This is a genomic window from Halomonas sp. C10-5, assembly GCF_057169305.1.
In genome coordinates this window covers 1,317,247-1,337,698 of record NZ_CP175665.1, presented here as the reverse complement: position 1 = coordinate 1,337,698, position 20,452 = coordinate 1,317,247, and the positions used below count along the sequence as shown (strand labels likewise).

General features: G+C 68.4%; 15 protein-coding genes. 8 read left to right on the top strand and 7 right to left on the bottom strand.

Translation table 11 applies throughout. The features are described 5' to 3' along the window. Positions 1 to 76 precede the first annotated feature (76 nt). From ACJ7IV_RS06255 to ACJ7IV_RS06240, 4 genes are all read left to right on the top strand, one after another. Positions 77 to 469 carry a glutaredoxin family protein gene (locus ACJ7IV_RS06255; RefSeq protein WP_483866248.1) on the top strand — a complete coding sequence of 131 codons (393 nt, stop codon included), beginning with the start codon at positions 77 to 79 and terminating at the stop codon, positions 467 to 469. A 91-nt stretch (positions 470 to 560) separates the two neighbouring features. After that, positions 561 to 1,124: a chloride channel protein gene (locus ACJ7IV_RS06250; RefSeq protein ID WP_483866247.1), complete on the top strand. Its 564-nt coding sequence runs from the start codon at positions 561 to 563 to the stop codon at positions 1,122 to 1,124. Beyond that, a complete protein-coding gene (locus ACJ7IV_RS06245; protein ID WP_483866246.1) occupies positions 1,090 to 2,310 on the top strand; it encodes a chloride channel protein in 1,221 nt (406 codons plus the stop codon). Before ACJ7IV_RS06250 ends, ACJ7IV_RS06245 begins: the two co-directional genes overlap by 35 nt. Continuing rightward, on the top strand, positions 2,303 to 3,442 hold the full coding sequence (locus ACJ7IV_RS06240; RefSeq protein WP_483866245.1) for an extracellular solute-binding protein: 1,140 nt from the start codon (positions 2,303 to 2,305) through the stop codon (positions 3,440 to 3,442). Before ACJ7IV_RS06245 ends, ACJ7IV_RS06240 begins: the two co-directional genes overlap by 8 nt. 16 nt (positions 3,443 to 3,458) lie before the next feature. Here the strand turns inward: ACJ7IV_RS06240 and ACJ7IV_RS06235 are convergent, their stop codons facing one another. Beyond that, positions 3,459 to 4,673, bottom strand: coding sequence for a methyltransferase (locus tag ACJ7IV_RS06235; RefSeq protein ID WP_483866244.1), 1,215 nt, complete (start codon positions 4,671 to 4,673; stop codon positions 3,459 to 3,461). Positions 4,674 to 4,825: 152 nt separating this feature from the next. On the opposite strand from ACJ7IV_RS06235, the gene ACJ7IV_RS06230 reads away from it, so the two are divergent. After that, a complete protein-coding gene (locus tag ACJ7IV_RS06230) occupies positions 4,826 to 5,149 on the top strand; it encodes a hypothetical protein (RefSeq protein ID WP_483866243.1) in 324 nt (107 codons plus the stop codon). On the opposite strand, the gene ACJ7IV_RS06225 is transcribed toward ACJ7IV_RS06230, so the two are convergent. Beyond that, positions 5,146 to 8,625 carry a bifunctional diguanylate cyclase/phosphodiesterase gene (locus ACJ7IV_RS06225; RefSeq protein ID WP_483866242.1) on the bottom strand — a complete coding sequence of 1,160 codons (3,480 nt, stop codon included), beginning with the start codon at positions 8,623 to 8,625 and terminating at the stop codon, positions 5,146 to 5,148. The two genes, ACJ7IV_RS06230 and ACJ7IV_RS06225, sit on opposite strands and share 4 nt — an antisense overlap. Positions 8,626 to 8,777: 152 nt before the next feature. On the opposite strand from ACJ7IV_RS06225, the gene rraA reads away from it, so the two are divergent. Beyond that, positions 8,778 to 9,263 carry a ribonuclease E activity regulator RraA gene (gene rraA / locus ACJ7IV_RS06220; protein WP_483866241.1) on the top strand — a complete coding sequence of 162 codons (486 nt, stop codon included), beginning with the start codon at positions 8,778 to 8,780 and terminating at the stop codon, positions 9,261 to 9,263. A gap of 33 nt (positions 9,264 to 9,296) precedes the next feature. Then, complete coding sequence (locus tag ACJ7IV_RS06215; protein WP_483866240.1) at positions 9,297 to 11,180, top strand: glycerophosphodiester phosphodiesterase family protein; 1,884 nt, start codon at positions 9,297 to 9,299, stop codon at positions 11,178 to 11,180. 6 nt (positions 11,181 to 11,186) lie between these two features. Here ACJ7IV_RS06215 and ggt read toward each other — a convergent pair whose 3' ends face one another. Further along, a complete protein-coding gene (gene ggt, locus ACJ7IV_RS06210) occupies positions 11,187 to 13,019 on the bottom strand; it encodes a gamma-glutamyltransferase (protein WP_483866239.1) in 1,833 nt (610 codons plus the stop codon). 119 nt (positions 13,020 to 13,138) lie between these two features. Next, entirely contained in the window at positions 13,139 to 15,511 is a 2,373-nt protein-coding gene (gene ppsA / locus ACJ7IV_RS06205; protein WP_483866238.1) for a phosphoenolpyruvate synthase, read from the bottom strand. A gap of 236 nt (positions 15,512 to 15,747) precedes the next feature. Between ppsA and ppsR the strand changes: the two genes are divergently transcribed. Next, complete coding sequence (ppsR, locus tag ACJ7IV_RS06200; protein WP_483866237.1) at positions 15,748 to 16,581, top strand: posphoenolpyruvate synthetase regulatory kinase/phosphorylase PpsR; 834 nt, start codon at positions 15,748 to 15,750, stop codon at positions 16,579 to 16,581. A 3-nt stretch (positions 16,582 to 16,584) separates the two neighbouring features. On the opposite strand, the gene ACJ7IV_RS06195 is transcribed toward ppsR, so the two are convergent. From ACJ7IV_RS06195 to ACJ7IV_RS06185, 3 genes are all read right to left on the bottom strand, one after another. Next, positions 16,585 to 17,790: a CaiB/BaiF CoA transferase family protein gene (locus tag ACJ7IV_RS06195; RefSeq protein WP_483866236.1), complete on the bottom strand. Its 1,206-nt coding sequence runs from the start codon at positions 17,788 to 17,790 to the stop codon at positions 16,585 to 16,587. A 12-nt stretch (positions 17,791 to 17,802) separates the two neighbouring features. Then, complete coding sequence (locus tag ACJ7IV_RS06190; RefSeq protein WP_483866235.1) at positions 17,803 to 18,984, bottom strand: acyl-CoA dehydrogenase; 1,182 nt, start codon at positions 18,982 to 18,984, stop codon at positions 17,803 to 17,805. 97 nt (positions 18,985 to 19,081) lie between these two features. Further along, on the bottom strand, positions 19,082 to 20,446 hold the full coding sequence (locus ACJ7IV_RS06185) for an MATE family efflux transporter (RefSeq protein ID WP_483866234.1): 1,365 nt from the start codon (positions 20,444 to 20,446) through the stop codon (positions 19,082 to 19,084). Between the last annotated feature and the right edge of the window lie 6 nt (positions 20,447 to 20,452).

Here is a 20,452-nt window from a genome sequence, read left to right as displayed (position 1 = left end):
GCTCCCCGGTGGTCGCTTCCCCAAGGGCGTGGCATCATGGCCGCCCCCTGCGAACCACCGAGGATGCCTAGACGCCATGCGACCCCTGATCCGCCTCTTCTTCCGCGGCCTGCGCCTGCTGCTCGCCCCGGTCGTGCTGATCTCCGAGAAACTCTCGACTCCCAAGGCCGTGGAGCGCTCCGCCCAGGCCCAGGCCGAGGTCGACCGCTCCTGCGAAAGCCTCGCCCTCTACCAGTTCCGCACCTGCCCCTTCTGCGTGAAGGTCCGCAAGGAGATCGCCCGCCTGGGCCTGCCCATCGAGACGCGCGACGCCCAGCTCGACCCGGATCATCGCCGCGAACTCGCCGAGGGCGGCGGACGCGTCAAGGTCCCCTGCCTGCGCATCGCCCACGCCGACGGCGAGGTCGAGTGGCTCTACGAATCCGACGACATCAACGCCTGGCTGCAGCGCCGCTTCGCCGCGGCCTGAGCACTCCTCGAGCGCAGGCCGGCCACGCCGGGTCCGCCCTCCCCTCCCGACGCGAGTGGACGTCTGGTGACCTGGCACCTACACCTTGGTCATGGAGACCACAACGGCGCCCACCGGCAGCGGCCCCCTGCCGGTGCTGCGTTTCCTGGGGCTGGTGCTGCTTGGTGCCGTTATCGGCGGCGTCGCGGCACTCTTCGCCGCCGGCTTCGTGCGCGGCGTGTTGTGGCTCAACGAGGTCCTGCTGATCTCGCCGCGCAGCCGCATGATGTTTGCCTGGCCCGAGTGGCTGACCCTCACCACCGTGGCGGTGCCGACCCTGGGCGGGCTGATCGTCGGCCGCCTGCATCGCAGCCTGCCCGAACGCCGTCCCCATACGCCCGCCGATGCCATCGCCGCCGTCCAGACCCGGCGTGGCCGATTGCCGGCCAGGGTCGGGGCTGTCTCGGCACTGACCGCGATGATCTCCCTGGGGGCGGGTGCCTCGGTAGGCCAGTACGGTCCGCTGGTGCACATGGGGGCCACCCTGGGCTCGTTCGGTGCACGGCTGCTGCGCCTGGGCCGCTCCGACGACAACATCACCATCGCCTGCGGCGTGGCCGCGGCCATCGCCACCGCCTTCAATGCCCCGCTCGCGGGGCATCATCTTCGCCCATGAGGTGGTGTTGCGCCACTATGCGCTGCGCGCCTTCGCCCCCATCGCCGCCGCCGCCCTCGTCGGCCATGTGATCGCCACCCAGGCGCTGGCCCGGGGCGCCCTGTTCCATGTCGCCGAGACCGCCGTGCCGCGGGCCTGGGAATTTGCGCTCTTCGTTGCCATCGGCGGGCTTGGCGCCCTGCTCGCCGGAGGCTACATGCACGCTATCCTCGGCGTCGGCCGCCTCGCCCGGCGCCTGCCGCTGCGTCCCGACCTGCATCCCGCCCTGGCCGGGGCACTGCTGGGGATGGTGGCCTTGTGGGTTCCCGACATCCTGGGCATGGGTCAGGAAACGCTACGCTTCGCCACCATCGCCGGTGCCTTCGGCAGCGGCGAGCTGCTGCTGGTGCTGGGCCTCAAGGTGGCGGCCACCGCCCTGTGCCTGGGCATGGGCTTCAGCGGCGGCGTATTCAGCCCCGCCCTGGTGATCGGCACCCTGTTCGGCGCGCTCTGTGGCACCCTGGTGGCCGGCCTTACCGGCGTCTCCCAGGAGAGCTTCGTCTTCTATGCGGTGTGTGGCATGGTCGTCGTCACCGCCCCGGTCATCGGCGCCCCCTTGACCAGCCTGCTGATTGTCTTCGAGCTCACCGGCAACTACGCCCTGACCACGGCGGCCCTGGCCAGCGTGACCCTGGCCAGCCCCATCGCCGCCCAGCTGTTCGGACGCTCGCTGTTCGATATCCAGCTGCACGACCGCGGGCTGGACCTCTCCTCGGGGCGCGGCCAGGCCCTGCTGATGGATACCCGGGTGATCGACTACCTGACCCGGGAGTGCGTCACCCTCTCCCCCGATGCGTCGCTGGACGAGGCCATCGCCACCCTGGCCCGGGAGCGCCACGGTGAGGCCTACGTGGTGGATACCCAGGAGCACTTCCACGGCTGCGTGACCCTGGCCGAACTGGAGGCGGCGCGCCAGGAAGCAGGCCCGCTCCGGCGGGCCCGGGAGTGTGTCGATGCCGAACGGCCGACACTGCACTCCGACACCACCCTGTGGGCGGCGATGGCCCTGCTCGAGGAAGTCACCGGCGAGGCCCTGGCGGTCGTCGACGAGGGCATCTTCCGCGGGGTGGTCTACGAGGTGCATATCGCCCACGCCTACCTCCACCAGAGCGATGCCCTGCGCCGCGAGGAGCATGGTCATGGGTAGTCGGCGGCTTGCCGCCCTGCTGCTTCTGCTCGCCTGGATACCTGGGGCGCTCGCCGGGCCACTGCGGGTGCTGAGCTGGGGCGGTGCCTACGAGCGCGCCCAGCAAGAAGCGCTGTTCACTCCCTTCAGCGAATCGAGCGGCACCCCGGTCGAGGTGCAGCGCTACGCCGGCGGCCTGGCCGAACTGCGCCGGGCCGTGGCCGCCGGGGAGGTGCCCTGGGATGTGATCGACATGACCCGCAGCCAGGCCATGGCGGCCTGCGACGAGGGGCTGCTGCAGACGCTGTCGCCGGACCTTGCTGCCCCGGCCCCGGATGGTACCCCCGCCGAGCGGGACTTCATGCCGGGAGCCATCGGCGACTGTGCACTGACCCATACGCTGTTTGCCACGGTGGTGGCCTATCGCTCCGACGCCTTCCCGGGGAGACGACCCACGCGCATCGCCGACCTCTTCGATCAGCGACGCTTCCCGGGCCCCCGGGCCCTGCAGCGCACTCCCGCCGTCAACCTGGAGTGGGCGCTGCTCGCCACTGGCGTGCCCCACGAGGAGCTCTACCGGCTGCTCAGCACACCGCGGGGGCTGGGCCTCGCACTGGAACGCCTGGATGCGCTGAAGGAGATCCACTGGTGGGAGGACGGCGAGACGCCGGTGCGCCTGCTCATCGAGGGCGAGGTGGTGATGGCCTCGGGCTACAACGGCCGCTTCTTCGACGCGATGATCTCCCGGGGAGCGCCCATCGAGATCCTCTGGGACGGACAGGTCCAGGAGCACGAGACCTGGGTGATTCCCCGCCATGCCGACAATCCGGACACAGCACGGGAGTTTATCCGTTTCGCCACCTCCACCGAGCGCCTCGTCGCCCTGGCCCGGCGGATTCCCTACGGGCCGGCACGCGCCTCGTCGGCGGTGCGGGTGGGAAGTCATCCGCAGAGCGGCGTGGACATGCGCCTGCACATCCCCACCCACCCGCTGAATGCCGAGCGTGCCATTACCAAGGACGAGACCTGGTATGCACGCACCCTGACGCGCATGGAAGACTACTTCGCGGAGTGGCTGTCGGCCCGCCAGGCCCGCACCGGTGAGGCGTCAGCGCCACCCGCCGCTGCTGACGACCAGCCGGTGGCGCCATGACCGCCGAACCGGCACCTCAGGCGGAGGCGGGGCGGCGAGCCCGGATCAGCAGGTTGCGTGGGGTCAGCTCGCGGTCGCAGAAGGTGCCGAGCTCCGCGACGTAGCCGGCCTCCTCGAGGAAGACCAGGCGATCCAGTGCCAGCCACACCTCCAGGGGTCGCCGGAACAGGTGGCGTACCAGCTCCAGGCGTGCCACCTCGGCCCGGCGGCGCCAACCCGCCGCCTCGCAGGCGACCCAGTCGATGCCGTCGGGCAGCGCGATTCCCTTCTGCTCGGCGGCCCAGTGACAGAAGTCGGCGAAGCTCCCGGGCATGCGGCCATAGGCCAGGCTGGGCACCGGCAGGTAGTCATCCTGGCCACGTACCGCCCGCTGCAGCCGATCGAAACCCAGCCGCCAGGCACCGGCCCGCTCGCGGTGACGCCGGTCATGCCGGGGTGCGGTGACGGTCTCCTGCACCGCCATGGCCAGATCCTCCCGGGACAGTGCCAGGCGATGGCGCGCCATGGCGTCGGCGCCGAGACGCGAGAGTGGTCGGTACCAGGCATCGGCGGTGCGCTGATAGCAGCAGGGGGCCAGGGTCAGCGCACTGCCGGCGGCCACCGCCTGTTCCATCAGGCGACGGTGCAGGTCGCCGCAGGCGTGCAGCGCGCAGGCATGGGTGGTCGGCGTCAGCCAGCGCTCGACGCCCGGCGCCATCACGTCCTGGTGGACCAGCTCCAGGGGAGCGCCCTGCGCCTCGGCCAGCCCCGCGCCGCTGTCGCAGAGCGCGGCATCCCACTCCAGCCCCCGCACCTCGAGCCCATGCCGGCGCGCCAGGGTGCGGGCCAGGTGTCCCTTGCCGGCACACCACTCCAGGGGCCTGTCGCCCGCGGCCAGCTGCACCCTGGGCAGGAAGGCCGCTATCTGGTGCCACTTGCGACCGCCGACATGGGCCGCCCAGTGCTCCGCAAGCGTCAGCTCCTCGCCCGGCAGCCGCGGCAGGCTGACCAGCGCCTCGAGCTCCGCGACCGGCAGCCATTCGGCCAGGGGGGAGTCGCTGAAGGGGGTATCCTGCAGCCGCGCCACCTCGGCATCGGTGAGTGCCAGCAGCGCCTCGGCCATGGCGGGCGACTCGGCCAGCCAGGGCAACCGGACATGCTGGAACGGCAGCGGCTGCCACAGCGGTTGCCACTCGGCGAGCAGCTCGGTCAAGCGCCCCAGGCGACGGCGGGCATCGTGGTTGCTGTGCATGATCACTCTCCTGCTGTCTCGCCGCTTTCCGCCGACTCGAGGGGCGCCATTGTGGCATAGCCACGGCGGTACGCCAGCGCCTGCGCAGTCGCCCGGTGCTGGGGTACACTGCACGCTCCGGAATCCTACTCAGGCCACCAGGGAGTCAGTTCATGGGCCGCTTCGTCTTCTATCTCGTCCTGCTCGGCGGTATCGCCTATGGCGGGCTCTACTTCTACTACGGCATCGCCATCAAGCAGGGGATCGAGGCGGAGTTCGCCGAGCGAGGCTTCGATGCCGTGGAGGTGACCGGGGTGGAATACGGCCCCCTGGCGCCGGTGAGCCGCGAGGCCGAGATCGCCACCTCCATCGCCTACCGCGGCGCCGAGGCCACCCTGGAGATCCGCCTCGACGGTCATCCGCTGTTCAGCGATGAGGTCAACATCCAGCTCGACGGCCTGCAGGCCCTGCGCCTGACCCTCGGTGGCGGCAACTAGCGCCGATCCAGCCAGGCCTTGAGGTCATCCAGCGGCATGGGGCGCGCCAGCAGAAAGCCCTGGAAGCGATCGCAACCATGCTCCAGCAGGAACTCTCGCTGGGCCTCCTCCTCGATGCCCTCGGCCACCACCATGAGTCCCAGGTGGTGGGCCATGGCGATGATGGCCTGGACGATGGCGGCATCATCGGCGCGGTGTGTGACCTCGCTGACGAAGCTGCGATCGATCTTCACGGTGCTGATCGGCAGGTGCTTGAGATAGCTCAGGCTCGAGTAGCCGGTACCGAAGTCGTCGATGTCCACGCCGACCCCCATCCCGCGCAGGGCATGCAGGGTATCGATGGCGGCCTCGGTGTTGTCCATCAGGATGCCTTCGGTGAGCTCCAGGGTCAGTCGCGAGGCGGGCAGGCGGCTCTCGGCGAGCGCCTCGCGCAGACTTCCCAGGAAGTTGGCGCGATGGAACTGCAGCGGCGAGAGATTCACCGCCACCGCCAGGGCATCATGGCCGGCGTCACTCAGCACCAACAGGTCGCGGCAGGCCCGGCGCAGCACCCACTGGCTGATGGGAATGATCTGGCCGGTCTCCTCGGCCAGGGGAATGAAGGTGCCGGGGGAGATCACACCACGCTCGGGATGTGACCAGCGCAGCAGCGCCTCCACCCCCAAGACCCGCCCCTCGCGGTCGAGCTGAGGCTGGTAGTGCAGCGCGAGCTGGTCGTTGTCGATCGCCTCCTGCAGGTCGTGACGCAGCGCCACCCGCTCGTTGACCCTCGCGGTGATTTCCGGCGTGAACCATTGATAGGCGTTGCGGCCCTGCTGCTTGGCCTTGTACATCGCCATGTCGGCCTGCTGTATCAGCGTCAGCGGGTTCTCCAGCTCGTCATCCCCGATGGCGATCCCGATGCTGCTGGTCAGGTGGAGCTCGTGGCCCGCCACCCGGTAGGGCCTGGCAACCAGCGCCAGCAGGCGCTCGGCGACCCCCTGGGCCTGCTCCTCGTTCTCCAGCGAGGGCAGCAGCACCACGAACTCGTCGCCGCCCAGGCGCGCCAGGGTATCGCCCAGGCGCAACGCGCGGGACAGCCGCCGGGCCACTTCCACCAGCACCCGGTCGCCGACCGCGTGGCCCAGGCTGTCGTTGATCGGCTTGAAGTCGTCGAGGTCGATGAACAGCACCGCCAGGCGTTCGCCGTGCAAGCGCGCCAGCTCCACATCGTGGGCCAGCCGGTCCTCGAACAGCGAACGGTTGGCCAGGCCGGTCAAGGCGTCGTGGCTGGCATGGTGGGCCAGCTGCGCCTCGTAGGCCTTGTGCTCGGAGATATCGTGCTGGACGCCGACGAAGTGGGTGACCCGCCCCTGGCCATCGCGCACCGGGGAGATGTAGAGGTCGTTCCAGAACGGCGAGCCGTCGCGACGGTAGTTGCACAGGGTCACGTGCACCTCGCGCTGTGCCGTCAGGGCCTCACGCAGCTGCTTCACCGCCTCGGGATCGGTCTCGGGCCCCTGCAGGAAACGGCAGTTGCGCCCCAGGATCTCCGCCAGCGGGTAGCCGCTGATACGCTCGAAGGCGGGGTTGGCATAGCGGATCGGCAGGTCCGGCGCCAGGGCGTCGGCCACCACGATGCCATTGGTACTCGCCTCGACACTGCGCTCGAGCAGCCGCAGTCGCAGCTCGCGCTCGCGCCGTTCGGTGATGTCCTTGGCGATACCGAAGATACCGGTGACTCGCCTGTCGACGATGATCGGCAGGGTGGTCAGGTCGAGTCGTCGCGGAACGCCGTCGCGATGCACGAAGGTGATCTCGGCCCGCTGGGGCAACCCCTCCAGGGTGGCGTGGAAGAGTTCCTCGACCTCCGCCATCCCCTCTGCGTGCAGGAAGTGGCGGAAATGGCTGGCGATCAGCTGGTGCTGATCGTAGCCGCTGATCTCGCTGCAGGTCGGGTTGACCGTACGGAAGTGCCCCCCGCGGTCCAGCGAGAAGACCGCATCCGGGTTGTAGGCGAACAGCGAGCGGTAGCGCTGCTCGCTCTGCCACAGCGAGTGCCTGGCGCGATCAAGCTCCCGGGAACGAGCGGTGACCTGACGCACCAGAGCCAGACTGACGGCCAGCAGATAGCTCATCAGCAGCCCCACCACGGCCACTGCCAGGGGAATCAGCGCACCCGAGAGCCAGCCCGAGCCGGGGCCGGCCCAGGCCAGCAGGCCGAGGCGAAATTCACTGGCTGGAGCGATACTGCGCTCGGCCACTTGCGGCATGGCCAGCGACGCGTCATTGTTCGGCTCGGCGGCTCCCAGGACGGTGATCGTGCGCCCTTGATGGGTGACCTCGACCCGGTAGCCATCCACCAGCGTCTCGGGCAGATCATCGAGCAGACGCGCGAGATCGAACAGCGCCGCCAGCCAGGCGTCATGGCGAGGCACCGGCAGCAGCATGAGCAGTTGTTCCGACGCGCGGGTATCGGGCAGCAGGATCACCGCCTCCTGGCGCTCGGCCATCCACTGGCGGGCAGCATCCACGCCAGCCAGTCCGGCGAGACGCTCCACCAATGGCTGCCGCCGGGCGTGTTGCCAGCGCCAGCTATCCTCTGTCATCAGCCCCACGGCCTGCAGGCTCGGCGTATCGGTCAGATAGTTGTCGACATCGGCCTCCAGCACGCTGGGCTCTATGCCGTCCGGCGCGGCCTGCAAGCGCTGCGCCATGCGCTGCATCAACAACCGGTGGGACTCCAGCGCCGCGCCGGCGTTGACCTCCACGGCATCCAGCACGTACTCCCCCTGCTGATGCAGCCGCGCCTGATGCTGGCCGATCAGCATCAGCCAGGCCAGGCAGCTGAGCAGCACGCCGGCGATGCCGGCGGCCAGCACCGGGCGGCCGAGTGGTACGGCATGACCGGGATCGCGAAAGCCGGCTACCGCCAGGGCGCTGCCCAGCACCCCCAGGTAACTGAGGGTCAGCAGCGGCGAGGAGGCGAACAGTGCCGTGGCCCGAAGGTGAATATCGGGCAGCCCCAGCAGCGCGATCAGCAGCACCAGGCCCGCGACACCCTGCAGCAGGCCTCCCCAGGCCCACAGTGGCCGCAGTCGACCACCCTGGCCGAACGTCAGGGCAACACCGCAGGGCAGCAGCGCCAGCGATGCCAGGGAGGAGAGCCTGGGGCCGCCCGTGAGCAGCGAGACACCGTCGAGATGGCTGCGCAGCAGGTCACCGGCGGCCAGGTTATGCCCCACGCTGTAGACGAGCAGCGCCGTGAAGGCGGTGCCCGCGAGCAGCCGCAGGAGTCGCCAGCGCTGCAGGGTCGCCAGCAAAGCCACGCCCGACAGCACCGCCAGCAATCCCCCGTCTAGCACCAGCTGGCGTCCCAGGGCATCGGGCAGCTGCAGCAGCAGGTTGGCGAGCAGGCTGGTACCGCCCAGCAGCAGGAAGGTGGCCGACGCCATCAGCAGCCAGATATCCAGGGCGAGGTCGCGTGATCGGGGCATCTTGTCGGGCGCTCCATGCATGACGGCAAGGCGAATCGAGGTGGCGATCGATCGCTCCTCATGCCAGCGTAACACCGCAGGCGACTCCCGGCTGATGCCGAGCCAACGCTGTGGCATCATCACGGAACCCCAAACAGACCAGGAGTCCTGACGTGACCCAGATCATCACCCCGGATATCTGCGACGCCCACCCGGAAGTCCGCGCACTCGACCCGCTGTTCATCAACTTCGGCGGCCGCGAGGCATTCTGCGGCCCGATCCGCACCGTCAAGTGCTTCGAGGACAACTCCCTGGTCAAGCAGGCCGTGGCCGAGCCCGGCGAGGGCGCCGTGCTGGTGGTGGATGCCGGCGGTTCACAGCGCTGTGCCATGCTCGGCGACATGCTGGCCGAGCAGGCGGCCAGCAACGGCTGGAGCGGCGTGATCATGTACGGCTGCGTGCGCGATGTCGACGTGCTGGCGGAGACCGACCTCGGCGTGCAGGCACTCGGCGCCCATCCGCGCAAGAGCGAGAAGCGCGGCGAAGGCCAGCGCGATATCCCGGTGACCTTCGCCGGCGTCACCCTCTCCCCCGGGGAGTGGCTCTACGCCGACAACAACGGCATCCTGGTCGCCGACGAGCGCCTGCCGCTCGAGTGAGCCGCACGCCCCTGCCGATACCTGGAGCCTGACATGCTGGCTCTCGCGAACCTGAGCCGCGATGTCCTGCGCAGCCTGCGCGAGCACCTGCGCCCGCTGGTGGCCTACCACCTGTTCTTCACCGTGCTGGCCTCCAGTTTGCTGCTGCCGGCAGTGGCCTGGAGCCTGGCCCGTCTGGTGGGTCGCTTCGGCCGCACGGTGGTCAGCAACGCCGAACTCCTCGATCTGCTGGTCAGCCCGGCCGGCACGCTCTGGCTGCTGGCCGCCGTCGGCCTCACCTTCCTGGTGCTCTACCTGCAGCAGGCAGGCATGATCCTGGTCGCCGCGCGACCGCGCGACCACCATCTGCGCCTGGCCTTCGAGGCGCTATGGTGGACACTGCACCGCCTGCCGGCGCTGGCGGGGCTGGTGGTGGTGCAGGTGGGTACCCACCTGCTGCTGGTGCTGCCGGTGGCCTTCGCCCTGGTCTGGCTGCATGGCGCCCTGCTCGGCGGCCTCGACCCCTACTATGTGCAGCGCGTACGGCCGCCAGCACTGTGGCAGTTCCTCGCCCTGGCCCTGCCGCTGGTGGCCGCCTGGGCATGGTTCGCCGCCTCCCTCTATGTACGCTGGATCCTGGCCCTGCCGCTGGTGGCGCTGGAGACACTCTCGCCGCGCCGGGCACTGGCCCGCAGCGGCGAGCTCACCCGCGGTCACCGCCGCCCCATCGCCGTGGTCACCCTCGCCCTGCTGGCGATGATCGTGATCCTGCCGATCCTCGCCACCCTGATATTCGACCGGCTGTTCACGCCGCTGCTGTGGTGGCTACCCGAGCGCAATGCCGTCCTGGTGCCGGCCACCCTCGCCTACCTGACCGCCTATGTACTGGTGACCCTGGCCATCACCTTCGTCGGGATCGCCGCCAACGCCCTGCTCTCGGCCTGCCTCTACCTGCGCCTGGCCCATCGCGAGCCACGCCCTGCCCCGCCTCCTGCCGATGCCCACCCCGGGCGCCTGGCCTGGGCGGTGGAGCTCAGTGTGGTGGGCTTCGCGCTGTGGCAGGCGTGGCTGATCGTCAACAGCTTCACGCTGCACGACGAGGTAGCGGTGATCGCCCACCGCGGCAGTTCCCTGGATGCCCCCGAGAACACCCTGCCGGCGATCCACCGTGCCCTGGACGATGGCGCGGACAGGGTCGAGCTCGATGTACGACTCACCGCCGACGACCAGGTGGTGCTCTACCACGACCGCACCCTGCAGCGCCTGGTCGGCGACCCACGCCGGCTCGGCGAGCTCGAGCGCGAGGCGCTGGCCGGCTTCGATGTAGGCAGCTGGTTCGGCGACGCCTATGTGGGCGAGCGGATTCCGGGACTGGATGAGGCGCTGGCAGCAGTGCGCGGTCGCAGCACCCTGATGATCGACCTGAAGACCGATCCCGGTCGTGAGGAGGCATTGGTGGAGGCGGTCGTCGCGACCCTTCAGGCCGAACAGGCGGAGCGCCGCCGCTGCCTGGCCGAGGCGGTAGTGGACAGGGAGGTGCATGCCTGTGGCGACCCCGAGCTGTTCGCCGAGACGCGCCTGGCCACCACCTCGCCGACGCTGGCCCGGACGATCCGTTCACGCTACCCCGAACTGCGCGTGACCCTGCTGGCCCAGCTGATCCTGCCGGGCACCCTGGAGCGCCGGAGCCTGGACGCCCTCGGGCTGCGTCACAACCGCATCGACGAGCGTGAAGTCAGCCTGGCGGGGCACTACGGGTATGAACTCCACGCCTGGACGATCAACGACCGGGCGCGGATGTCCCAGCTGATCGACCTGGGCGTGGATGCCATCATCACCGACCGCCCCGCCCTGCTCGCGGAGCTGGTCGCCGAGCGTCGCGAGCTCGGCGACGGCGCCCTGCTGCTGATCAAGCTGCGCAACTGGCTGCGGGGCTAATATGGCTCAATCCCCCATCACGACCCCTTCACGACGCGGGTCGGCGCCACCGAACCATCCTTCGCGGGTACGCTGGATGGCCTGCAGGCCACTGGTCAGCTCACGCTCCTCCACCTCATGGCCGAGCTCACGCAGCGCCTCCAGGGTGGCTGCGGGGAAACGTCCCTGCTCCAGGTAGACCGTACCGCCCAGGGTAATGGCATGGGGCAGGTCAAGCGAGTGCTGGGCATCCAGGCCCCAATCGAGCATCGCCACCAGCGAACGGGCGGTATAGTGGATGATGGCCGCACCGCCGGGGGAGCCCAGGCTCGCCACCAGCTCGTCGCTCTCGCGGTCGAAGACCAGTGTCGGGCTCATGCTCGAGCGCGGTCGCTTGCCGGGCTCCACCCGGTTGGCGATGGGGGTTCCCTCGTCATCCGCAGGGCTGAAGGAGAAGTCGGTGAGCTCGTTGTTGAGCAGGAAGCCCCCCGGCATGCCCGTGCCACCGTCGGAGAGAATGCGCGCCCCGAAGGCCTGCTCGATGGAGCTGGTCATGGCCAGGGCATTACCGTGCTCGTCGACGATGCTGATATGGCTGGTACCGTATTCCGGCTGGGTCGGCTGCACGGCCCAGGCGGTGGCCAGGGCGCCGGGGTTGCCCGGGCTGGCACCGCCACTGCCCATGCTCCGGCCATCCTCGATCAGCTCGGCACGCTCATCCAGGTAGTCGGGGTCGAGCATCAGCGACCAGTCACCGCCCGGTGCCTCGACGAAGTCCGGGTCGGCGATGTAGCGCCCGCGGTCGGCGAAGGCCAGCCGCGACGCCTCGAGGAAGCGATGCAGCCACTCGACATCGGGTAGGTCATCCTCCAGGCCGACCTCCATCGCAGGCAGCTGCTCCAGGGTGCCGAGGATCTGCATCACGGTGAGATGGCCCGACGAGGGTGGCGGAAATCCGCAGACCCGGTAGTCCTGCCAGTCGGAGCAGAGCGCTTCGCGCTCCTTCGCGGTATAGCTGGCCAGGTCCTCGAGGCTCAAGGTGCCGGTCATGCCGGGATGGTTCTGCACCCGAGCCACGATGTCCTCGGCGATCTTGCCGGTATGCAGCGCCGAGCTTTTCTTCTCGGCGATCCACTCGAGCATCACGGCCAGGGCCGGGTTCTTGAGGGTGTGTCCTTCCGGCAGGGGATCACCCTCCTCGGTGTAGTAGTAGGCCGCGGCCCGGTCGTCGTCACGCAGCGCCTCGGTGGCGGCGATGCTGCGATGCAGCCGGGGGCTGACCGGAAATCCCTCATCGGCCAAGGCGATGGCCGGCTCGAAGAGCTCGGCCCAGGGCAGGCGGCCATGGGCCTTGTGGGCCATCTCCAGCATGCGCAGGGTGCCGGGCACGCCGACCGAGCGACCACTGGCAACGGCCTTCATGAATTCCAGTGGCTCACCGTCTCCGTCCAGAAAGAGCCCCTCCTCCACCGACGCGGGGGCGGTCTCACGACCGTCGTAGGCCCTGACCTCCTCGCCATCGTGATACATCAGGAAGGAGCCGCCGCCGATACCGCTGGACTGGGGCTCGACGAGAGTGAGCACCATCTGCACCGCAATGGCGGCGTCGATGGCCGAGCCTCCCGCCTTGAGGATCTGGTAGCCGGCATCGGTGGCCAGGGGATTGGCCGCGGCCACGGCGAACTCGCGGGTGGCCCAGCCGGGCTTCTCCTCGCTGCCGGAGCCTGTCTCCGGCGCGATCGCGGGCCGCTGGTACTGGAAATCGACCTCGCCCAGCGCAGTGAGTGGCAGGCCGAGTATCAGCGTGGCGGCCAGTGGGGCCAGCAGGCGGCGGCGGAAAGGGGTAGCAGACAGGGTCATGGACCGGCTCCTTGTCGCGGTGGGTCTGACGTGAAGGGAGAGTGTCAGCATAGACGAAAGACGCCCGGTCGACGGTGGTCGACCGGGCGCGCTGGATGCCGCAGGGTGCCGCTGGCGGTTTATTCCAGAGTTTCGCCGGCGAGCATGAACCAGGTCTCGAGCACCGCGTCCGGGTTGAGGGAGACCGAGTCGATGCCCTGCTCCATCAGCCACTTGGCGAGGTCCGGGTGGTCAGACGGGCCCTGGCCGCAGATGCCGATGTACTTGCCCTGGGCCTTGCAGGCCTGGATGGCCATGGCCAGCAGCTTCTTGACCGCCGGATTCCGCTCGTCGAAGAGGTGGGCGACGATGCCGGAGTCACGATCCAGTCCCAGGGTGAGCTGGGTGAGGTCGTTGGAGCCGATGGAGAAGCCGTCGAAGTACTCCAGGAACTCCTCGGCGAGCAGGGCGTTGGCCGGCAGCTCGCACATCATGATCACCTTGAGGCCATTGTCGCCGCGCTTCAGGCCGTTGGCCGCCAGCAGGTCGATCACCTCGCTGGCCTCCTCGGTGGTGCGCACGAAGGGCACCATGATCTCGACGTTATCCAGGCCCATCTCCTCACGGACCCGCTTGAGTGCCCGGCACTCCAGCTCGAAGCAGTCGCGGAAGGCGTCGGAGATGTAGCGCGAGGCGCCGCGGAAGCCCAGCATCGGGTTCTCTTCGCCCGGCTCGTAGAGCTTGCCGCCGATCAGGTTCTCGTACTCGTTGGACTTGAAGTCCGAGAGGCGCACGATGACCCGCTGCGGATGAAACGCGGCGGCCAGGGTGGAGATGCCCTCCACCAGCTTGTCGACGTAGAACTCCACCGGGCTCGGGTAGCCGGCGATGCGCAGGTCGATGGTCTGCTGCAGGTCCTCGGGCAGGGTGTCGTACTCGAGCAGGGCCTTGGGGTGCACGCCGATCATGCGGTTGATGATGAACTCCAGGCGCGCCAGGCCCACGCCGGCATTGGGCAGGCTGGCGAAGCCGAAGGCGCGATCAGGGTTGCCGACGTTCATCATGATCTTGAACGGGATCTCGGGCATGGCGTCGACACTGGTCACGGTGCGGTCGAACTCCAGCAGTCCCTCGTAGACGTGACCGGCATCGCCCTCGGCACAGGAGACGGTGACGTCGCGGCCATCTGCGAGCACCTCGGTGGCATCGCCGCAGCCCACCACTGCCGGGATGCCGAGCTCGCGGGCAATGATCGCCGCATGGCAGGTGCGCCCGCCACGGTTGGTGACGATGGCCGAGGCGCGCTTCATGATCGGCTCCCAGTCGGGGTCGGTCATGTCGGTGACCAGCACGTCGCCGGGGTTGACCTTCTCCATGTCATCCGGCGAGAAGACCACCTTGACGGCACCGCGACCGATGCGCTGGCCGATGGCGCGACCAGTGACCAGATTGCGCCCCTTCTCCTTGAGTTGGAAGCGCTCCAGCTTGCCGCCCTGCTGCTGGGAAACCACGGTCTCGGGACGCGCCTGGACGATATAGAGCCGACCGTCGTCGCCATCCAGGGCCCACTCGATATCCATGGGGCGCTGGTAGTGCTGCTCGATGGTGACTGCCTGGCGCGCCAGGGCCATCACCTGCTCATCGTCGAGGCAGAAGCGGCCGCGATCCTTGAGGGGCACGTCGACGGTCTCAACCGACTTGCCGGCGCTGGCCTCCTGTCCATAGACCATCTTGATCAGCTTGGAGCCCAGGTTGCGGCGCAGCACGGCAGGACGGCCGGCGGCCAGCGTCGGCTTGTGCACGTAGAACTCGTCGGGGTTCACCGCGCCCTGCACCACGGTCTCGCCCAGGCCCCAGGAGGCGGTGACGAAGACCGCGTCGCGGTAACCGGACTCGGTGTCCAGGGTGAACATCACACCCGAGGCACCGGTCTCCGAGCGCACCATCTTCTGGATACCCGCGGAGAGCGCCACGTTCTCGTGGGCATAGCCGCGATGCACGCGGTAGGAGATGGCGCGGTCGTTGAACAGCGAGGCGAACACCTCGTGCACGGCGCGCTTGATGTTGTCGAAACCCTCGATGTTGAGGAAGGTCTCCTGCTGGCCGGCAAAGGAGGCGTCCGGCAGGTCCTCGGCGGTGGCCGAGGAGCGCACCGCCGCCTTGAGGTTGGGGTGCTGGGCGAGCAGCTTGTCGTAGGCGCTGCGCAGGTGCTGCTCGAAGGTCGGCGGCAGCGGGGTATCGATCACCCACTGGCGGATCTGGGCGCCGACCCTGGCCAGTTCGGCGACGTCATCCACGTCCAAGGTGGCCAGCGCCTGGTTGATGCGCTCATTGAGGCCCTCGTGGGAGAGGAATTCGCGGTAGGCGTGGGCGGTGGTGGCGAAGCCACCGGGCACGGTGACACCCGCACCGGCCAGGTTTGAGATCATCTCGCCGAGGGAGGCATTCTTGCCCCCCACGCGCTCGACATCGTCCATGCCCAGTTCATCGAACCACAGAATATAATCGTCCACGGGACCCCCTTGGCTATCGACGACAGACCATCATGCCGGCAGACATGACGAGATGCTGGGGACTCTACCAAGCGGTGACCATATTCGCCATTGGTCTAACAGCGAAGTCACTGGAGGATTTTTACAACAGACGGGGATTTCCGGGAATTCGTGTAGTCTGCAAACTACCGGGAGGGTTGTCGGCCGGGTGCCTGCGCCCGACAATGGAGGCCTTTCTTCATCAAAGCGACGCCGCCATGACCCGTACCGCCTTCTTCATCTCCGACGGCACCGGCATCACCGCCGAGAGCCTGGGCCGCAGCCTGCTGGCCCAGTTCGAGAATGTCGAGATCCGCATGCTCACCAAGCCTTACATCGACACGGTCGAAAAGGCCGAGGCTCTGGTCGAGATCATCAACGGCGTGGCGGTACGCGACGGCGAGATGCCGATCATCATCGACACCATCGTCGACGGCAAGATTCGCGAGGTGATCCGCCAGGCCGAGGGGTTCAAGGTCGATATCTTCTCGACCTTCCTCGAGCCGCTGGAGCAGGAACTCAAGACCCACTCCAGCTACACCGTGGGCCGTACCCACTCCATCGGCAAGGATGAGGTCTACATGGACCGCATCCACTCGGTGCACTTCGCCCTGGACAACGATGACGGCGCCCGTACCCACCAGTACGACAAGGCCGACGTGATCCTGATCGGCGTCTCGCGCTGCGGCAAGACCCCCACCTCGCTCTACCTGGCGCTGCAGTTCGGCATCCGCGCGGCCAACTACCCGCTCACCGAGGACGATCTCGACGAGGACGGCACCCTCAAGCTGCCCAAGGCGCTGGCCCCTCACCACCACAAGCTGTTCGGCCTGACCATCGACCCCAGGCGGCTGGCGGCGATCCGCCACGAGCGTCGACCCAACAGCCGCTACAGCTCCATGGACCAGTGTGTTCAGGAGGTGGGCCAGGCAGAGGGGCTCTATCGGCAGATGCATATCCCCTTCATCGACACCACCCGCTTCTCGGTGGAGGAGATCTCCACCCGGATGATCGCCGAGATGGGGCTGATGAGGCGGTTTTCGCCGCGGTAATCCTTACCTGACTACCCCCGCCCGCCTTAGCCTGGCGATATCTTCCGCCGTGAGCCCCATCTCGGCCAGCAGGGCATCGCTGTCCTGGCCCAGGCGAGGCGGGGCCACCTCGCTGGTGGCGGAGGCGCCGTCGAAGCGTAGCGGGTTGGCCACCTGGGGTACCTCGAGATCGCCACGCTTCAGGACGCGGTGCATCTGACGATGCTGCACCTGGGGATCCTCGAACACCTCGCTGACGCTGTTGATGGGCCCGGCGGGGATGCCGCGCGCCTCCAGCTCACCCAGCCATTCGTCGCGGGGCCGGGTGGCCAGTATCGCCTGGATCATCGGCACCAGCACCTCGCGATTGCCGACCCGGGCGGCGTTGGTGGCATAGGCGGGATCCCGCGCCCACTCGGGATGGCCCAGCAGGGCAGCGAAGCGGGCGAACTGGGCATCATTGCCCACGGTGAGCACCAGGTGGCCGTCGGCACAGGCGAAGGCCTGGTAGGGCACGATATTGGGATGGGCGTTGCCGTGGCGCTCGGGGTCCTTGCTGCTGACCAGGGCGTTGAGGGCCTGGTTCGCCAGGGTGGCCACCTGGACGTCGAGCAGCGCCACATCCACATGGCGGCCGACGCCGGTGCGAGCACGCTCCTGCAGCGCCGCCAGTACGCCCACCGTGGCGTAGAGGCCGGTCATCACGTCGGTGATCGCCACTCCGGTCTTCATGGGCATGGCGTCGGCTTCGCCGGTCAGGCTCATCAGCCCGCCCATGGCCTGGATCATGAAGTCGTAGCCGGCGCGGTGGGCATAGGGGCCATTCTGGCCGAAGCCGGTGATGGAGCAGCCGATCAGCCGCGGGTTGTCGGCGTGCAGGCTGGCGTAGTCGAGGCCGTACTTGGCCAGGCCACCGACCTTGAAGTTCTCGAGCAGGATATCGGCACCCGATGCCAAGCGGCGCACCAGCGCCTGGCCCTCCTCGGTGGCGATATCCACGGCCAGGGAGTGCTTGCCCCGGTTGGCGCAGAGGTAGTAGGCGGCGACCCTGTCACGCTCGCTCTCCTCGGCCAGCCACGGCGGTCCCCAACCGCGGGTGTCGTCGCCGCGGCTGGGGTGCTCGATCTTGATCACCCGGGCGCCCAGATCTGCGAGCAGCTGGCCCGCCCAGGGGCCGGCCAGCACCCGCGACATGTCGAGCACGGTAATGCCCTCCAGCGGTCCACTCATCTCGAGCTCCTGTTACCCGGTAAAGGCCTGCAGGCCGGTCTGGGAACGACCGAGGATCAGGGCGTGGACGTCGTGGGTGCCCTCGTAAGTGTTGACCGCCTCGAGGTTCATCACGTGGCGAATCACATGGTACTCGTCGCTGATGCCGTTGCCGCCGTGCATGTCGCGGGCGACGCGGGCGATGTCCAGGGCCTTGCCGCAGTTGTTGCGCTTGATCAGCGAGATCGCCTCCGGCACCAGCTGTCCGTCGTCGATCATGCGCCCGACACGCAGCGCCGCCTGCAGGCCCAGGGTAATCTCGGTCTGCATATCGGCGAGCTTCTTCTGGATCAGCTGGTTGGCGGCCAGGGGACGGCCGAACTGCTTGCGCTCCAGGGTGTAGTCGCGACCGGCATGCCAGCACGCCTCGGCGGCGCCCATGGCACCCCAGGCGATGCCGTAGCGGGCGCGGTTGAGGCAGGAGAAGGGTCCCTTGAGTCCCTTGACGTGGGGCAGGCGCTGCTCATCGGAGACCTCCACGTCCTGCATGGCGATCTGGCCGGTGATGGAGGCGCGCAGGCTGAACTTGCCCTCGATCTTGGGCGCGCTGAGGCCCGGCATACCCTTCTCGAGGATGAAGCCGTTGATCACCCCCTCGTCATCCTTGGCCCACACCACGAAGACATCGGCGATGGGCGAGTTGGTGATCCAGGTCTTGGTGCCGTTGAGGCGCCAGCCGTTCGCAGTGCGGGTGGCGCGAGTGGCCATGCCGCCCGGATCGGAGCCGTGGTCGGGCTCGGTGAGCCCGAAGCAGCCCACCCACTCGCCGCTGGCCAGTTTGGGCAGGTACTTCTCGCGCTGCTCCTCGCTGCCGAAGGCGTGGATGGGGTACATCACCAGGCTCGACTGCACGCTCATGGCGCTGCGGTAACCGGAGTCGACGCACTCCACCTCGCGGGCGATCAGGCCGTAGCTGACGTAGTTGAGGCCGGCACAGCCATAGCCGTCGATGGTAGCGCCGAGCAGGCCCAACTCGCCCATCTCGTTCATGATCTCGCGATGGAAGATCTCGTGGCGGTTGGCCTCGAGTACCCGCGGCAGGAGCTTCTCCTGGCAATAGTCCCGGGCGGTCTGGTGGACCATGCGCTCCTCTTCCGTGAGCTGGTCGACGAGGCGGAAGGGGTCGTCCCAGGTGACGGGGGTGATCTGGCTCATGGCGGGCTCCTGATGGTGGCGGCTCAATAATATCTACATTTATGACGAATGTAGACCAGGAGCACCGCCCTGCCAAGTCCTGGTGGCAAAAAACTCCTCAGCGGTAGCGCGCGAGCACCACCCGGATCTGCCACCAGGCGACCAGTGCCATCAGCAGGTTGGCGACGAGCATGCCGGAAAAGATCCCGGTGGTGCCGGCCAGACGCCCTCCCAGCCAGGCCAGGGGGACGCTGAGCACGAACAGCCGCACCACCGAGAGGCGCATGGCCCGGGCCGGTCGATGCAGGGCGTTGCATGACGATACCGCCAGGATCACCACGCCCTGAGCACCCAGGCCCAGGGGCACCAGCCACAGGAAGGTGCGCAGCACCTCCCCCACCGCCTCGCGCTCGGCGTAACCTGCCACCAGCCAGGGTGCCAGCCCCTGCAGGACGGCCCACACCAGCAGCTGCCAGAGCAGCACGAACAGGAAGCAGCCGAAGATGGCGCGGCGCACCCGGTCGTACTGACCGGCACCGGCATTCTGGCTGACCAGCGGCGAGAGGGTCATGGAGAGCCCCAGCACGGCGATCTGGGCGAACGCCTCGATGCGGGTGCCGACACCGAAGCCGGCCACGGCGTGGTGGCCGTGGCCGGCGACGATACGCGTCAGCAGGCCCATGGCCAGCGGCGTGAAGACGCTGGTCAGGGCCGCGGGGCCGGCGATGCGGCCGAGCTCGCGCCAGGAGTCGAGCAACCCGGCTGGAGTGAGTCCGGCCAGATCGAACAGGCCGCGCAGTTCGCGCTGGAAGACCAGGGTCACCGCCATCAGGCCCCAGCTCAGCACCGTGGCCAGCGCTGCGCCGGAGACACCCATGGCGGGAATCGGCCCCATGCCGAAGATCAGCCACCAGTCCAGCACCACGTTGACCAGGGCGGCCAGCCCCATCATCAATCCCTGGGTAACGGTATTGCCGTGGGCACGCAGGATGCTGTTGAGCACCCGGGGCACGATCATCGCCGCGGTGCCGAAGTACCAGACGCCCATGTAGTCGCGAATATGCGGCAGCAGGGTGTCATCGGCACCCAGCAGCCGGAACAGCGGTTCGAGGGTGGCAAGGCCCAGCAGTGTCATCAGCACACCGACCACCAGACCCAGCAGGGCGGCATCGGTGGAGCGACGGCGCACCGCCGTGAACTCCCCGCGCCCCAGGCGCCGCCCCACCACCGCCGAGGTGCCTATCCCCAGGCCGATGGCCAGGCTGATGACGGTGAATACCACCGGAAAGGTGAAGGAGACCGCCGCCAGCTCCTCGGTGCCCAGCCGCGAGATGAACCAGGTGTCCACCAGGTTGAAGCTCAGCATGGCGATCATGCCGCCGATCACCGGTAGGGTCTTGCGCAGCAGGGTAGCGGCGATGGGGCCTTCCAGCAGTTCACGGCGGGCAGGGCGCGGCGGTGCAGCGCCAGAGGAAGCAGTCATGGGCGG